Origin of the sequence: Kumtagia ephedrae, from assembly GCF_003012745.1 — a bacterium.
Taxonomy (GTDB): domain Bacteria; phylum Pseudomonadota; class Alphaproteobacteria; order Rhizobiales; family Rhizobiaceae; genus Kumtagia; species Kumtagia ephedrae.
Window position 1 is genome coordinate 29191 of sequence record NZ_PXYK01000001.1, and the last position, 15258, is coordinate 44448.

Below are 15258 nucleotides of genomic sequence, written 5' to 3' on the forward strand. Positions count from 1 at the left end.
ACAACGTAGCGCACGAGGGGGAAGCTTTACCGTCATCGGAGCCCTGGTCTCCGTCCTGCTCGCGTCCTGCACGTCCGCGACCGATCCAAATCTCGATGTGAACGGCTTCAATTCGGCGGCGATGACGGCGCCCGCGCCTGCCGACGGCACCAACCGCCTGGCCAGCTCCGGCAAGGCAACGGCCGCGACCGAAGCTCAGGGCGACGCCGAGCTCCCTGCCCGGGCTGCCGCCGTTCCCGCTACCTCCACGCAGCAGCCGAAACCCGCGCAGCAGACGGCCGAGGCCGCCGCGGCGCCGGCCGAAGCCGCCGCCGCGGAGAAGCCGGCCGAGCCAGGCGCCATCCAGTCGGCAGGGGCGGAAGGCGAACAGCCGGCGCAGACGGCGGACGCTTCCGCCAGGCCGGGCGCAAACGACAAGACTGCCGGCGAAGCCAAGGCACAGGTGGTCGCCAGCGCCGCCGAATGGCCCCAGACCGCAGCGCCGCCACCCAAGAAGAAGGGGCTCCTCTCCTTCTTCGGCTCCACGCCGGCATCCGCGGCTCCCTCGCCGATCGTCCGCCAGGATCGCGACTCGGCCGCCACCCCCGCCAGGGACCAGGCGAAGACCTTCATCGAGAACCGCCCCGCCCGGGCCGCCGCCGAAGCGGGCGAGACGAAGCGCGAGGCGGAAAAAACCGCCAAACCCATCATCGACCTCGAAGCGGCACCGAACCGCAAACCGGTCCAGCTGGCTTCCTTGGGCGGCGAGAACGGCAACGGCCTGCCCGGCGTGCGCACCACCGCGCTGTTCGAGATCAAGCGCAAGTCCGGCATAGACGACGACAGTGACATCGACCTGCACGAGGAAGAAGGTCCGGGCGTCATCCTGGCATCGGCAGCCGGCATGGCGCGGCTCGCGCCGAACGGCCTGCTCAAGCAGACGGAGAGCGTCGACGTCGCCTGCCTGAAGCCGTCGCTGGTGCGCGTGCTGAAGACGATCGAGCGGCGCTTCGGCAGGAAGCTGATCGTGACGTCAGGATACCGCAGCCGCTCCTACAACATGCGGGTGCGCGGCGCCAAGAACTCCCAGCACATGTATTGCGCGGCCGCCGACATCCAGGTGCCGGGCGTCAGCAAGTGGGAGCTGGCCAAATTCGCCCGCTCCATGCAGGGCCGTGGCGGCGTCGGCACCTATTGCCACACCAATTCCGTGCATGTCGACATCGGGCCGGAGCGCGACTGGAACTGGCGCTGCCGGCGCGGTTCATAAGGCCGAAAAACTTTGACGACGCGGGTTGCCGACCCGTTGGAAGCCCACTATAAGCCGCGTCGCTGCGCCCATCGTCTAGCGGTCTAGGACGCCGCCCTTTCACGGCGGAAACACGGGTTCGATTCCCGTTGGGCGTGCCATCGCAATCGCGATTGCCGGCACCGTTCGGCCGATGGCCTGGAATGCCGTTGCCGCCTCAGATCACCACGAAATCCGCCGACGTCATGGCGTAGCCATTGTCGATGTGGGCGAACAAAACCCTGCCGCCGGCGCCCGAGCCGTTGCTGTCGTAGAACAGGTTGCCCGCCGCCTGGTCGTAGAGGATGCGGTCGTCCGCATCCACTGCGGCGATGTTGAGGTTCTTGAAGCGTTCGGGCGCGAGCGCGCCCGTCGCAGCCAGCGCGGCGAAATAGGCGTTGTCCAGTTGGATGGTATCGGCGCCGTTGAAATCCTTGATCGTGTCGACGTTGGTCGCCGCGTTCAGCGGGGAGTTGAAGACGAAATTGTCGGCGCCGTTGCCGCCATACAGCGTGTCGTTGCCCCGGTAGCCCTTGAGCGTGTCGGCGCCCGCGCCGCCGGCGATGATGTCGTTGGTCTCGTTGGCCCCGTACAGATAATCGTTGAAGTTCGAGCCGACCAGCCGCTCGATCGATTCATAAGTGTCGCCGGCGGCGTCCCCGGCATTGACCGCCGGATTGGCAAGGCTCGCGATCACGCGCTGGGCGGCGCCGGCGTAGGATGCCGTGTCCGTACCGGTACCGCCGGCGAGGAAGTCGCCGCCCGCGCCACCGGTGAGCGTATCGTTGCCGGCATCGCCGAAAAGTTCATCTTTGCCGGTCAGGCCGAACAGGCTGTCATTGCCGGAATTGCCGTTGATCTCGTCGCCCGACAGCCCGCCGGTGATGGTGTCGGCCGCGGCGCTGCCGTTGAAGGTCCAGGCCTGGCCCTCGATGAATGTCCGCAGCGTGCTGGCATTGCCGTAGACGAACAAGCCGTAGAAGTCGTTGACCGTGATCGCGAGGCCGGTCATCTCGGCCACCGCATAGCCCTCCGCGGTGACGATGCGGAAGCCCGTCACTGTGCCGGTGTTGTAGGGATACCATTCCTCGTCGTCGTAGTAGCCGCTGAGCCCGGTCCCCAGGACCTGCAGATGGATACCCTCGATCGAGAATATCCCGTAGCCGAAGTTGAAATAGGTCGAATCGCCCGCAAAGGTATGTTGGCCCGACCGGGTGGTGATGTTGGTGAACAGCGTCTCCGGATTGCCGGGCGCGAACTGCGTCATCGTGGGCATGAAACGTCTCCCGCGGCGGGATCACTCATCCCGCTCCCTGGTTTCGCCCCAAGCTCAGCATGGACCGAAAGGCAATGGAAGGCAAGATCAACGATGGTTTTTGCAGTAGCCTCCAGATAAAGCGGACATCCTGAAGTTTATTTTCGCAAGAAATTCAGATTTTCCGTCGCATGGCGGAGCAAAATGGCCGAAGCCCCTCCGCAGATCCAAGCGCGCGGGGCCGGCGAGCTGATCGCTTCCATCAGGCCTCCCGCGGAGCCGTTGCCACGCTTTGCCCTTGAAGCTTTGGCGTTCCGGTGTCACATGAGGCGACTGTTCAACTTTCACGCTTGCAAGAACCCGACACGTCCGACGAAGCCATGGTCATCTATCTCGACGCCGACGCCGCGCCGGCCCGCAACACCGGCCAGATCAAGCTCTATGGCGACGACGCGTTCGCCGGCATGCGCAAGGCCTGCCAGCTGACCGCGCGCTGCCTGGACGAACTGGTCGGCATCGTCGCCCCGGGCGTGACCACCGACGAGATCGACCGCTTCGTCTTCGCGTTCGGCATGGACCACGGCGCGCTGCCGGCCACGCTGAACTATCGCGGCTATACCAAGTCCACCTGCACCTCCATCAACCATGTCGTCTGCCACGGCATCCCCGACGGCAAGCCGCTGCGCGAGGGCGACATCGTCAACATCGACGTCACCTACATCCTCGACGGATGGCATGGCGATTCCAGCCGCATGTACCCAGTCGGCACGATCAAGCGTGCGGCCGAACGCCTGCTGGAAGTGACCCACGAATGCCTGATGCGCGGCGTGGCGGCGGTGAAGCCCGGCGCCCGCACCGGCGCGATCGGCGCGGCGATCCAGAAATTCGCCGAGGCCGAGCGCTGCTCGGTGGTGCGCGACTTCTGCGGCCACGGCGTCGGCCGGCTGTTCCACGACGCGCCCAACATCCTGCACTACGGCAATGCCAACGAGGGCGTCGAGATGCGGCCCGGCATGATCTTCACCATCGAGCCGATGATCAATCTCGGTCGTCCGCATGTGAAGGTGCTGTCGGACGGCTGGACCGCTGTCACCCGCGACCGCTCGCTGTCGGCGCAGTACGAGCACACGGTCGGCGTGACCGCCGGCGGCTGCGAGGTCTTCACCCTGTCGCCCGCCGGCCTCGACCGCCCCGGCCTGCCCGGCTGAGGCGCGCTTCGCCAGCAGCCTTCGCGCTCCGGCAAAGCACCGTTTCCTTCCAAAGCCATCATGGTAAGCTCACATCTCGACCGTGGGGGCGGACATGGCGGACAAGGACGACGAACGCGGTTCCTTCGGCGAGCAGCCGCTGGCCGTTGGCTCCGCCAAGCCGCCGAAGCCGCATCATGCCGGGCACCGCGACCGGCTGCGGCAGCGTTTCCGCGAGGCCGGCGCCGGGGCGCTTGCCGATTACGAACTGCTCGAACTGCTGCTGTTCCGTTCGATACCGCGCGCCGACACCAAGGCGCGCGCGAAGGTTCTGCTGAAGAAATTCGGTTCGCTGGCGGAAGTGCTCGGCGCGCCGGAGCATCTGCTGCGCGAGGTGGAGGATGTCGGAGAAGCCGCGGCTCTCGATCTCAAGATCGTGGCCGCCGCCGCCCAGCGCATGGCGCGCGGCGAGATCAAGGGCCGCGAGATCCTGTCGTCATGGATGCAGGTGCTCGACTACTGCCGCGCCGCAATGGCCTTCGAGGACCGCGAGCAGTTCCGCATCCTGTTCCTCGACAAGAAGAACGCCCTGATTGCCGACGAGGTCCAGCAGACGGGAACCGTCGACCACACGCCCGTCTATCCGCGCGAGGTGGTGCGCCGCGCCCTCGAACTGTCGGCGACGGCGGTCATCCTGGTCCACAACCATCCCTCCGGCGACCCGACGCCGTCGCGCGCCGACATCGAGATGACCAAGACCATCATCGCCTCCGCCAAGCCGCTCGGCATTTCGGTTCACGACCACATCATCATCGGCAAGAAGGCGCATGCCAGCATGAAGGGGCTGCTGCTGATTTAGGGCAGTAGGGCAGTAGGGCAGTAGGGCAGTAGGGCAGTAGGGCAGTAGGGCAGTAGGGCAGTAGGGCAGTAGGGCAGTAGGGCAGTAGGGCAGTAGGAAAAGAATGCCCGAGCGAATTGATTCGTACAGGGATCTCGTCGTCTGGCAGCAGGCGATGGATTTGGCCGTGGCTGTGTATGCCACCACCAGAACCTGGCCGAAGGAAGAACTCTACGGGCTGACAAGCCAAGTTCGTCGGGCCGCCGCTTCTGTTCCGGCCAACATCGCCGAAGGCTACGGCCGCGAAAATCTCGGCTCCTATCAGCAGTTCTTGAGAATTGCACAGGGCTCGCTGAAGGAAATGGAGACCCATCTGTTGATTGCCGAACGGATAGACATAGCTCGGCGAGACACCATACGCCCTCTTATGGATAGCAGCGAAAGCGTTGGAAAATTGCTGCGGCTCCTGATTCGAAAACTCTCGAACGAATAACCCCTACTGCCCTACTGCCCTACTGCCCTACTGCCCTACTGCCCTACTGCCCTACTGCTCACGGACACGGATTGCCAAACCGCTGGTGCAGCCCGTCGACCGCCTCCTGCATCTCCCTCGTCCACTGGACCTCCGCGGCGGCCAGCGCCGTCTCGAGCTGCGGCATGCTAGTGGCGCCGATGATGCTCGAGGTCACGACAGGCTGGCTGAGCACGAAGGCGGCGGCGAACAGCGCCGGCTCCAGGCCGAACGACTGCGCCAGATCGCAATAGGCGAGGATCGCCTCGGCGGCGTGCGGCGTCTCGTAGCGCTGGCCGCGGTTGAACAGCGTCGTGCGCGCGCCGGCCGGCCGCGCCCCGTGATTGTATTTTCCGGTGAGATAGCCCTGCGCGAGCGGCGAATAGGCGAGCAGGCTGACATCCTCGCGGTCGGCGACCTCGGCGAGATTCACCTCGAAGGTGCGGTTGAGCAGATTGTAGGCGTTCTGGATGGAGGCGACACGCGGCCCCCGCCCCTGCTCCGCCTCGAACAGAAAGCGCATGACGCCCCAGGAGCTCTCGTTCGAAACGCCGAGATGGCGGATCTTTCCCGCCTTCACCAGCTCGTCGAAGACGGACAGCGTCTCGGCGATCGGCGTCTCGTCCTCGTCGCGGCCGGCCGGCCATTTGCCGACGCGCGTCGGGTTCGAACCCCACGGCACCTGCCGCTCGGGGAAATGGATCTGGTAGAGGTCGACATGGTCGGTCTCAAGGCGGGCCAGCGACTTGTCGATGGCATCGAGAATGTCCGCCCGCACCAGCCGCGACGGGCGATCGCCGCGGAACCAGTCCATGGCCGTGCGGCCGACCACCTTGGTCGCGAGAATCACGTCGCCGCGGTTGCGGCGCGCCTTCATCCACGAGCCGACGATGCGCTCGGTGCTGCCCTGCGTCTCCGCCCTGGGCGGGATCGAATAGAGTTCGGCCGTGTCGAGGAAGTTCACGCCATGCTCGAAGGCCATATCCATCTGGGCGTGGCCTTCGGCCTCGGTATTCTGCTGGCCCCAGGTCATGGTGCCCAGGCAGATTCTCGAAACGAGCAGGTCGGTACGGCCGAGGCGGCGCTTCTCCATGGCGAATTCTCCGAAATGCTTGGGATGTGGGAGCGGAACGAATGTCCGGCCGCAACCTATCGCGAAAAGACGGGCAGCCCAAGTCCTTGAGCCTGGAAGTTCCGAGCGACCATTTCGAAATGGCTTGGCGCAGCCCTCTCTACTCTGCACGAAGTTCGCGATCGCCAGCGGATTTCGACAGCTACGGCTTCCATGCCGTCCTGGACGACCACACCGGAAACAGGTCGCCCTCTGCCGGCGTGGCGGCGAAGACGCCGCGCGCGATGGCGCGTGCCATGGTCGCGCCGGCCGCGGCATAGAGGTCGATCGCCTCGTCGGCGGCCAACACCTTGCCGCTGCGGCCGGTCGCCAACGCGAAGACGAGGTCGCCGTCGGCCGGCGTATGGGCTGGCCAGATGGCGCGGGCAAAACCGTCATGCGCGGCGATCGCCAGCCGCTTGGCCTCCGCCTTGGTGAGCACGGCGTCCGTGGCGATCACCGCGATGGTGGTGTTCGCCAGTTCCGCCTTGTCGCGGAATTTCAGCCGGACCTTGGTCGCATCGGCGGGCATCGGCGAGGGATGGCCGAGGCCGCCGAACTCGTCGCCGATCTCGAAGGGTGCCGCCCAGAAATGGCGGCTGCGCCCGATCGTCACCGAACCGGTGGGATTGACCGCCGCCAGCGCGCCGATGGTGATGCCGTTGGCCAGCACGGTCGAGGCGGAGCCCAGCCCGCCCTTGAGCCCGGCGCTGAGCGCGCCGGTGCCGGCGCCTGCCGTCCCGATCGCGAAGTCGGTGCCGGCGTCCGCGACGGCCTGGTAGCCGAGCTCGCGATAGGGCGGAAAACGGCCCCATTGCTTATCGCCGCCGTTGCGCAGGTCGAACAGGATGGCAGCCGGCACGATCGGCACGCGAAACCCGCCAACTTCGAAGCCGATGCCCTGTTCGCGCAGCGCCGCCTGCACGCCGGAGGCGGCGTCGAGCCCGAAAGCCGAACCGCCCGCCAGCACCAGCGCGTTGACGGCCTGGACGGAATTGTGCGGTTCCAGAAGATCGGTCTCGCGTGTCCCCGGCGCCCCGCCGAGTATCTGCACGCCGGCCACCGCCGGCTCCTCGCAGACGACGACGGTGACGCCCGATTTCAGGCCGGCGTCGGCGGCATTGCCGATCTTCAACCCGGCAACGTCGGTGATCAAGTTGCGCGGTCCGGCGCGGTCCATCACGGCTCCTCCAGCGGCACGAAGCGCGTTCCGTCATAGCGGAACAGGCGATAGGGATTTGCGGAGAGGTCGCCCTTGCCGTCGAACATAATCCTCCCGAGCGCGGTGTCGTAGGGGCCGGCCAGCGTCGGCGTTCCCGACGGCTCGGCCTGAACGGCGGCGACCGCCACCTGCATAGCCGCGTAGGCAGGCAGCACGTAGCCGTCCGGCACGACATGGCGCTCGGCTAGGGCTACAAGGGAGGCCTGGTCGGCGATGTCCGACCATTCCGGCAGGCCGATCATCAGCGTGCCGGCGGCGAGCGCGACCCCGTTGGAAGCCGAGCGCAGCGTCTCGCCGCCGGCGAAGGTGAGCGGCGCGCCGAGCGCGGCCGCGTCGCGCGTCATGGCGGCGACGTCGTCGCGGTCGCCGCCGACCATGACGTTGACGGCGCCTGCCCGGCGCAGCCGCCCGACCAGGCCGATCTGATTGTCCATCTGCGGCCTGTACGTGTCGACGAAGACTGCCTTCAGCGCCCGCCGCTCGGCCGCGCCGCGAAAGGTCTCGGCGAGGTCCCGGCCATAAATGGTTCCGTCGTCGACGATGGCGAACAGGCTGTCGCGCCAAAGCGGCACCAGCAGCGAGGCGAAGGCCTGGCCTTCGGCGTCGGCGCGGGGTGCCAGGCGATAGACCAGCCAGCCGGTCTTGTCGCGCCGGTCGGTCAGGCTGTCGGTGCGCACGCCTGGCGTGATCGTCGGGATGCCGGCGTCCTTCAGGATCGGCAGCGCCGCCTCGATCGCCTCGGTGCAGAGGAAACCGACGACGATCTTCACCTCCGCCTCGGCGAAACGACGCGCCGCCGCCGCCCCGCCCTCGCCCGTGCAGGCATCGTCCGCCACATCGAGCATGGCGTCGCCCGCGGCAGCGCGAGCGCCGTTCACGAGTTGGCGGCCAAGCAGTTCGGAAGGGCCGCTCAGCGGCGCGGCGACGCCGATGCGGACTGCCTCGGCACGCGCCGCCTCTCCGGCCAGGACCAGAGCCAGCAACGCCATCGCCGTCTTGGCAAGCAGCATGAGGCCGACTGTCCTTTCGAAGCCCGATTCCGCGCGCCTGGACCGCGCGCCGGAGCAAACTGGTAACGGCGGCATGCGGCCGGCGCAACCGGCGATTTCGCGCGTACCGGTTCGGCGATTTCCTTGTGGCCCGCCGTCTATGCCCATATATAGCGGTCGGTCCTCCAGTCGGGAAAAATCGGTGCTGAAGAAAAGCGACGTCGAACCGCAGGCCTATCGCGACGCCATGGCGCGCTTCGCCGGCGCCGTGCATGTGGTGACCACCGACGGCGAGGCCGGCCTGCGCGGCGCCACCGTGATCGCCGCCTGCTCGGTGACCGACGCGCCGCCGACGATCCTGGTCTGCCTCAACCGCGAGAATCTGAAGAACGAAGCGTTTCTCACCAACCGACGCTTCGCGCTCAACACCCTGACCCCCGAGCAGCAGCCGATCGCCATCGGCTTCTCCGGCGTCACCGGCCTGCCGGTCGAGGAGCGTTTCGCGCTCGGACGCTGGGATAAGATCGCCTCCGGCGCGCCGACGCTGGTCGGCGCCATGGCGGTGTTCGACTGCGAGCTGTTCGACTGGAAGGATCTGGCCACCCATCGTGTGCTTTTTGGCAAGGTGACGGGCCTGCGGATCGGCGATAGCGTGGATCCGCTGCTCTATTACAACCGCGCCTATCGGGTCCTGTGACCCCCGGCGGAGGCCCGATGACCGACATAGCTGCCCGTCCCCTGCCCCAGTCCATCGACGCGACGCTCGACCTGCTGTCGGGTGCCGACTATGTCGCCGACCGCTCGCTGGCGACCGTGCTGTTCCTGGCGCTGCGCATGAAGCGACCGCTTTTTCTCGAAGGCGAGGCCGGCGTCGGCAAGACCGAGATCGCAAAGGTGCTGGCCACCGCTCTCGGCCGGCCGCTGATCCGGCTGCAGTGCTACGAAGGGCTCGACGTCTCCTCGGCGGTCTACGAGTGGAACTATGCCGCACAGATGATCGAGATCCGCATGGAAGAGGCGGAAGGATCAGTCGACCGCGGCGCCATGGAGAAAAACGTCTTCTCCGAAAAATATCTTGTCCGCCGCCCGGTGCTGCAGGCACTCGAAGGCAAGGCGGGCAAGGCTCCCGTCTTCCTCATCGACGAGCTCGACCGCACCGACGAGGCGTTCGAGGCGTTCCTGCTGGAGATCCTCGCCGACTTCCAGGTGACGGTGCCTGAGCTCGGCACGATCAGGGCGGAGGAACCGCCGATCGTCGTCATCACCACCAACCGCACCCGCGAGATCCACGACGCGCTGAAGCGCCGCTGCCTCTACCACTGGGTCGACTATCCCGACGCCGCCCGCGAGCTCGACATCGTCGCGCGAAAAGTGCCGCAGGCCAACAGCCGGCTGTCGGCCGAAGTGGTCAAGTTCGTGCAGAAGCTGCGCCAGATCGAGCTGTTCAAGGTGCCGGGCGTGGCCGAGACCATCGACTGGGCCGGCGCGCTGACCGAACTCGACAAGGTCGCGCTCGATCCGGAGACGATCTCCGACACCATCGGCGTGCTGCTGAAGTACCAGGACGACATCGCGCGTATCGAGCAGGGCGAAGGCCGCCGCCTCCTGCAGGAGGTCAAGGCGGAGCTGGCCGCGGCGGAGTGAGATGGACAGCTCCGATCGCAGTTCACGCCCGCCTCTTACCCCTCCCCTCAAGGGGGAAGCGGATTCTAAGGCGCCGACGCTCCCCTCCCCCTTGAGGGATGGGGGTGAAGCAACCACTCCCCTCGTCATCGGCGGTGCAGATGCGACGACTGCGCATTCCGAAGGCCGGCTCGCCGACAACATCGTCTATTTCGCCCGCGCACTGCGCAAGGCCGGCATGCGGGTGGGGCCGGCGTCGGTGAAGGACGCCATCGAGGCGGTGCTGGCCGCCGGCATCGGCAGCCGCGACGACTTCTACTGGACGCTGCACGCCGTGCTGGTAACCCGCCACGAGGACCATCCGGTGTTCGACGAGGCGTTCCGGCTGTTCTGGCGGTCGCGCGAGCTGATCGAAAAGATGCTCGCCATGTTCTCGCCGGTGGCGCCCGACATGCGCGAGCGGCAAAAGCCGCGGGCGGCCGAAAACCGCGTCAGCCAGGCGATGTTCGAGGGTCACCGGAAGAACGAGCCACCGAAGGAGATCCCCGAAATCGAGGTCGACGCGCGTTTCACCGTGTCCGGCAACGAGGTGCTGCGCGGCAAGGATTTCGCCCAGATGACGGCGGCCGAGCTTTCCGAGGCGCGGCACGAGATCGCCGCGCTCAGGCTGCCCTTCGACCTGGTCGCCACGCGCCGCTTCCGCCCCGACCCGCGCGGCAAGAAGGTCGATCCGCGCGCCATGATGCGCGCCTCCGCCCGTACCGGCGGCGCGCTCATCCTGCCGAAATTCCGCTCGGCCCGCGAGGTGCATCCGCCGCTGGTGGTGCTTGCCGACATCTCCGGCTCGATGAGCCAGTACACGCGCATCTTCCTGCATTTCCTGCATGCGCTGACGGAGAAGCGCAGGCGTGTTCATGCCTTCGTCTTCGGCACCAGGCTCACCAATCTCACCCGCCAGATGCGCCACCGCGATCCCGACGCAGCGCTCGCCGACTGCTCGGCGGCGGTGCAGGACTGGTCGGGCGGCACCCGCATCGGCGAGACGCTGCACGAGTTCAACCGGCTGTGGTCGCGCCGCGTGCTCGGCCAGGGCGCGGTGGTGCTGCTCATCACCGACGGACTGGAGCGCGACGACGTGGTCGGGCTGCAGGCGGAGACGGAGCGGCTGAGAAAATCCTGTCGCCGGCTGATCTGGCTGAACCCGCTGCTGCGCTTCGACGGTTTCGAGGCGCGCGCCCGCGGGGTGAGGGCCATGCTGCCGCATGTCGACGAGTTCCGGCCGGTGCACAATCTCAACGCACTGGCCGATCTGTGCGCCTCGCTCGACCAGGGTGCCCCCGCCGGCGGCGATCCGCGCCGCTATCTCTTGCCCGCAGACCGGGCCGCCTGACCGCAAGGAGAAGGACGATGAGCGAAACGACCGTACTCGACGAAAGCCGCGATCCGCTGGCGATCGCGGAGGAATGGACCGACGGCGGCCGCGACGTGGCGCTCGCCACCGTCATCGAGACCTGGGGCTCGGCGCCGCGCCCGGTCGGCAGCCATCTGGTCATCGACGCCGACGGCAATTTCCACGGCTCGGTGTCCGGCGGCTGCGTCGAGGGTGCCGTCGTCACCGAGGCGCTGGACGTCATCGGCGACGGCAAGCCGCGCATGCTGGAGTTCGGGGTCGCCGACGAGACCGCCTGGCGCGTCGGTCTCTCCTGTGGCGGCCGCATAAAGGTCTATGTCGAGAAGCTGGGCTGAGCCATGAAGCTGGATTCCCTGAAAGCCCTCAATGCCGAGCGCCGTGCCCGCCGCGCCGCCGTACTGCTCACCGATCTGGCAACCGGCGCCGACCGGCTGGTGCGCGAGGACGACGTGATTGCCGGCGAGCTCGGCGACGCGGTGAAGAAGGCTTTCCGCACCGGCATTTCCGGAACGGTCCAGGCCGACGGCGCCTCCTGGTTCCTCAACGCCAGCCTGCCGCGGCCGCGCCTCGTCGTGGTCGGCGCGGTGCATATCAGCCAGGCGCTGGCGCCGATGGCAAAGGTGGCCGGCTTCGACATGGAGATCATCGACCCGCGCACCGCCTTCGCCACCGCCGAGCGCTTTCCCGGCGTGCCGCTCTATGCCGACTGGCCGGAGCCGGTGCTCGCCGCGAAGCCGCTCGACGCCTACACGGCGCTGGCCGCCCTCACCCATGATCCGAAGATCGACGATTTCGCGCTCAAGGCCGCGCTCGACGCCGGCTGCTTCTATCTCGGCGCGCTCGGCAGCCGCAAGACGCATGCCGGTCGGGTCGAGCGGCTGCGCGCGGACGGCGCAAGCCCCGAGCAGATCGGGCAGATCCATGCGCCGATCGGCCTCGACATCGGCGCCTCAAGCCCGGCCGAGATCGCCGTCGCCGTCCTGGCCGAGGTGGTGCGGGCGCTGCGCACGCGCGGTCTCGGCGAAGCCGGAAAGGCCAGGGCGGCGTGAGGTTCGGCCCGGTCGCCACCGAGGAAGCCGAAGGCGCGCTGCTGGCGCATGCCGTCCAAACTGGCGAGCGGCGCCTGCCCAAGGCCCACCGCATCGGCCCTGAGGATATTGAAGCGCTGCGCGCCGCCGGCCTGCGCGAGGTGGTCGCTGCCGTGCTGGAAGCCGGCGATCTCGACGAGAATGCCGCGGCCACGCGCATCGCGGCGGCGGTCAGCCCCGACAATCTCGAGGTGAAGCCGGCCGCCACCGGTCGCGTCAACCTGCATGCGGCGGCGGCCGGTGTCTTCACCGTTGAGGCGGCCCGGATAGACGCCGTCAATGCCATCGATCCGGCCATCACCATCGCCACGCTCGCCGACAAGGCCGTGGTCGAGCCCGGACAGATGGTGGCGACGGTCAAGATCATCCCCTTTGCCGTCGGGGAAAACCTGGTCGCAAAGGCGGTCGACATCCTGGCTGGCCCCGCGCCCTTCCAAATACATCCGTTCGTTGCGCGGAACATCGGCCTCGTGCACACCCTGCTGCCCGGTCTGAAGGACAGCGTGATCGACAAGACGGCGCGCATCACACGGACGCGGCTGGAGCGCTCGGGCAGCGTGGTGACCGGCGAGACGCGGGTGGCGCATGAGGCTCCGGCGCTGGCCGCCGCGCTTGCCGGCAGCCTTGCCCGAAGCGACATGGCGATCGTCTTCGGCGCCTCGGCGCTGTGCGACTTCGACGACGTGATCCCGGCGGCGATCCGCGCCGCCGGCGGCGAGGTCGTCCGCGCCGGCATGCCGGTCGACCCGGGCAATTTGATGGTCCTGGGCCGCATCGGCGGCAAGACGGTGATCGGCGCCCCGGGCTGCGCCCGCAGCCCGAAGGAAAACGGCTTCGACTGGGTGCTCGACCGGCTGCTCGCCGGGCTCGAAGTGACCTCGGCCGACATAGCCGGCATGGGCGTCGGCGGCCTGCTGATGGAGATCGCCAGCCGGCCGCAGCCGCGCGAGGCGCGGCGCCCCAACGGCGAAGCGGTCCATGCCATAGTGCTGGCGGCAGGCCGCTCGACCCGCATGGGCGGCCCCAACAAGCTGCTCGCCCGCTTCGGCGGCGAGCCGCTGATCCGCCGCGTCGTCCAGGCGGCGCTCGCCAGCAGGGCGAAATCGGTCACCGTCGTCACGGGCCATCAGGCGGAGCGCGTCCGCACTGCTCTCGACGGGCTTGGCGTGCGCTTCGCCGACAATCCGGATTTCGCCAGCGGGCTGGCCAGTTCGCTCAAGGCGGGCGTCGACAGCCTGCCGGACAATGCCACCGGCGCGCTGGTCGTGCTCGGCGACATGCCGGCGGTGTCCGCCGCCGATCTCGACCGGGTGATCGCCGCCTTCGCCGCTTCCGGCGGGCAGCAGGTGGTGCGCGCCAGCCATGACGGCAAGCGCGGCAACCCCGTCATCCTGCCGCGTCTCCTCTTTGCCGAGGTGGCCCGGCTGGAAGGCGACGTCGGGGCTCGCCACGTGATCGAGTCGGGCTCGGCAGGCGTCATCGACGTGGAGATCGGCGAAGGCGCGTTCGTCGACGTCGACACGGCCGAGGCGATGGCGGCGGCCGGCGGGGAGTTGCAGGAGTGAGGCGACGGCAGCGACTAGTGCCCGCAAAATCATCGGCCGAGTGACAACGTGCTCACTGAGATGACGGACACGGCTATTCGACGCTACAAGATAGGAATGTCGTTCCTGTTTCCGCTGATTGGCTGGTGCTCCTTCGCACCCCCGTCTGTCTCCCCCGCAAGGGGGGAGATTGGCCGGCCACTTTGGTTTCGCCAATCTCCAGCGTCGCTGAATGAGCGGCAAGGGAGAAGCTGCCAATCTCCCCCCTTGCGGGGGAGATGTCCGGCAGGACAGAGGGGGGTGCGAAGGGGCGCATCCTTTCCCGTATCTGGACCGGTGCGAGGATTCGCATTTGTCACGGCAGCCCTTCTAGGACTTCTCACCGCCGCCGCCTCGGCCCAATCGCTAAAACCCTTCAAGGACGAGCTGTTCGCCTATCCCGGCATCCTGAAGAGCGAGGACGGCGGCGCCTACAGGGTGGTCGACTACAAGGAGGCGCGCGACATCGATGCCCGCGACGAGATTCCGGAACGACGGGCGCGCGGCAAATATGTCTCGACCGGCGTGCGCAAGGTGCAGAAGGATCTCGTGCTGCGCACCGACGCGGGAAACATCCGCCATTTCGCGGTGGGCACGCCCGCGAATGCGCGCTTCATCGCAATCTACCTGCACGGCCAGGGCGGCAGCCGCAAGCAGGGCGTCGACGACTTCACCTTCGGCGGCAATTTCAACCGCATCAAGAACCTGATGGCCGGTAATGGCGGGCTCTATCTCTCGCCGGATTTTCCGGATTTCGGCGCCAAGGGCGCGGCGCAGGTGTCGGCGCTGATCGCCCACTATGCCGGGCAGTCGCCTTCGGCAAAGATCTTCGTCGCCTGCGGCTCGATGGGCGGCGCTCTGTGCTGGCGGCTCGCCGACGACAAGGCGGTTGCCGGCCGCCTGTCCGGCCTGCTGCTGCTCGGCTCGCATTGGGACGAGACTTTTCTCGCCAGCGCCGCCTTCAGGCGCAAGGTGCCGGTGTTCTTCGGCCATGGCAGCCGCGACACGGTTTTTCCGGTCGACAAGCAGGAAGCCTTCTTCCGCTCGATCCTTACCAGGACGCCGGGTTATCCCGCCCGCTTCGTGCGCTTCGAGACCGGAACGCACGGTACGCCGATCCGCATGAGCGACTGGCGCGACACGCTCGACTGGATGCTGTCGCGGCAGCCGTGA

15 protein-coding genes and 1 tRNA gene are annotated in these 15258 nt (G+C 67.5%); 12 read left to right on the forward strand and 4 right to left on the reverse strand.

The features are described 5' to 3' along the window. Positions 1–97: 97 nt before the first annotated feature. Together C7I84_RS00160 and C7I84_RS00165 are read left to right on the forward strand one after the other, a co-directional pair. Positions 98–1249 carry a D-Ala-D-Ala carboxypeptidase family metallohydrolase gene (locus tag C7I84_RS00160; RefSeq protein WP_245428264.1) on the forward strand — a complete coding sequence of 384 codons (1152 nt, stop codon included), beginning with the start codon at positions 98–100 and terminating at the stop codon, positions 1247–1249. 64 nt (positions 1250–1313) lie between these two features. Further along, a tRNA-Glu gene (locus C7I84_RS00165) sits at positions 1314–1389 on the forward strand. 56 nt (positions 1390–1445) lie between these two features. On the opposite strand, the gene C7I84_RS00170 is transcribed toward C7I84_RS00165, so the two are convergent. Then, complete coding sequence (locus C7I84_RS00170; protein WP_106770130.1) at positions 1446–2543, reverse strand: calcium-binding protein; 1098 nt, start codon at positions 2541–2543, stop codon at positions 1446–1448. A 359-nt stretch (positions 2544–2902) separates the two neighbouring features. Between C7I84_RS00170 and map the strand changes: the two genes are divergently transcribed. From map to C7I84_RS00190, 3 genes are all read left to right on the forward strand, one after another. After that, positions 2903–3730 carry a type I methionyl aminopeptidase gene (gene map / locus C7I84_RS00175; protein ID WP_106770131.1) on the forward strand — a complete coding sequence of 276 codons (828 nt, stop codon included), beginning with the start codon at positions 2903–2905 and terminating at the stop codon, positions 3728–3730. Positions 3731–3824: 94 nt separating this feature from the next. Continuing rightward, complete coding sequence (gene radC, locus C7I84_RS00180; protein ID WP_106770132.1) at positions 3825–4568, forward strand: RadC family protein; 744 nt, start codon at positions 3825–3827, stop codon at positions 4566–4568. A gap of 103 nt (positions 4569–4671) precedes the next feature. Then, on the forward strand, positions 4672–5040 hold the full coding sequence (locus tag C7I84_RS00190) for a four helix bundle protein (RefSeq protein WP_106770133.1): 369 nt from the start codon (positions 4672–4674) through the stop codon (positions 5038–5040). Between the two features lie 58 nt (positions 5041–5098). On the opposite strand, the gene C7I84_RS00195 is transcribed toward C7I84_RS00190, so the two are convergent. The 3 genes from C7I84_RS00195 to C7I84_RS00205 form a co-directional block, all read right to left on the reverse strand. Continuing rightward, complete coding sequence (locus tag C7I84_RS00195) at positions 5099–6151, reverse strand: aldo/keto reductase (RefSeq protein ID WP_106770134.1); 1053 nt, start codon at positions 6149–6151, stop codon at positions 5099–5101. A gap of 181 nt (positions 6152–6332) precedes the next feature. Beyond that, positions 6333–7349 (reverse strand): P1 family peptidase, encoded by a 1017-nt coding sequence (locus tag C7I84_RS00200; RefSeq protein WP_106770135.1) that lies wholly within the window; start codon positions 7347–7349, stop codon positions 6333–6335. Continuing rightward, the gene (locus tag C7I84_RS00205; protein ID WP_106770136.1) at positions 7349–8401 is read right to left on the reverse strand and encodes a branched-chain amino acid ABC transporter substrate-binding protein; all 1053 of its coding nucleotides are present in this window, start codon (positions 8399–8401) and stop codon (positions 7349–7351) included. Before C7I84_RS00205 ends, C7I84_RS00200 begins: the two co-directional genes overlap by 1 nt. Positions 8402–8582: 181 nt before the next feature. Between C7I84_RS00205 and C7I84_RS00210 the strand changes: the two genes are divergently transcribed. The 7 genes from C7I84_RS00210 to C7I84_RS00245 all read left to right on the forward strand — a co-directional run bounded on the left by C7I84_RS00210 (position 8583) and on the right by C7I84_RS00245 (position 15258). Then, positions 8583–9077, forward strand: a complete 495-nt coding sequence (locus C7I84_RS00210; protein ID WP_106770137.1) for a flavin reductase — start codon at positions 8583–8585, stop codon at positions 9075–9077. 17 nt (positions 9078–9094) lie between these two features. Next, the gene (locus C7I84_RS00215; RefSeq protein ID WP_106770138.1) at positions 9095–10024 is read left to right on the forward strand and encodes an AAA family ATPase; all 930 of its coding nucleotides are present in this window, start codon (positions 9095–9097) and stop codon (positions 10022–10024) included. Between the two features lie 91 nt (positions 10025–10115). Continuing rightward, complete coding sequence (locus C7I84_RS00220; RefSeq protein ID WP_425351278.1) at positions 10116–11393, forward strand: vWA domain-containing protein; 1278 nt, start codon at positions 10116–10118, stop codon at positions 11391–11393. Positions 11394–11410: 17 nt separating this feature from the next. Then, positions 11411–11749 carry an XdhC family protein gene (locus C7I84_RS00225; RefSeq protein WP_106770139.1) on the forward strand — a complete coding sequence of 113 codons (339 nt, stop codon included), beginning with the start codon at positions 11411–11413 and terminating at the stop codon, positions 11747–11749. 3 nt (positions 11750–11752) lie between these two features. Beyond that, complete coding sequence (locus C7I84_RS00230) at positions 11753–12463, forward strand: XdhC family protein (RefSeq protein WP_106770140.1); 711 nt, start codon at positions 11753–11755, stop codon at positions 12461–12463. After that, positions 12460–14067, forward strand: coding sequence for an NTP transferase domain-containing protein (locus C7I84_RS00235; RefSeq protein ID WP_106770141.1), 1608 nt, complete (start codon positions 12460–12462; stop codon positions 14065–14067). Before C7I84_RS00230 ends, C7I84_RS00235 begins: the two co-directional genes overlap by 4 nt. 315 nt (positions 14068–14382) lie before the next feature. Continuing rightward, entirely contained in the window at positions 14383–15258 is an 876-nt protein-coding gene (locus tag C7I84_RS00245; protein WP_106770142.1) for an alpha/beta hydrolase, read from the forward strand.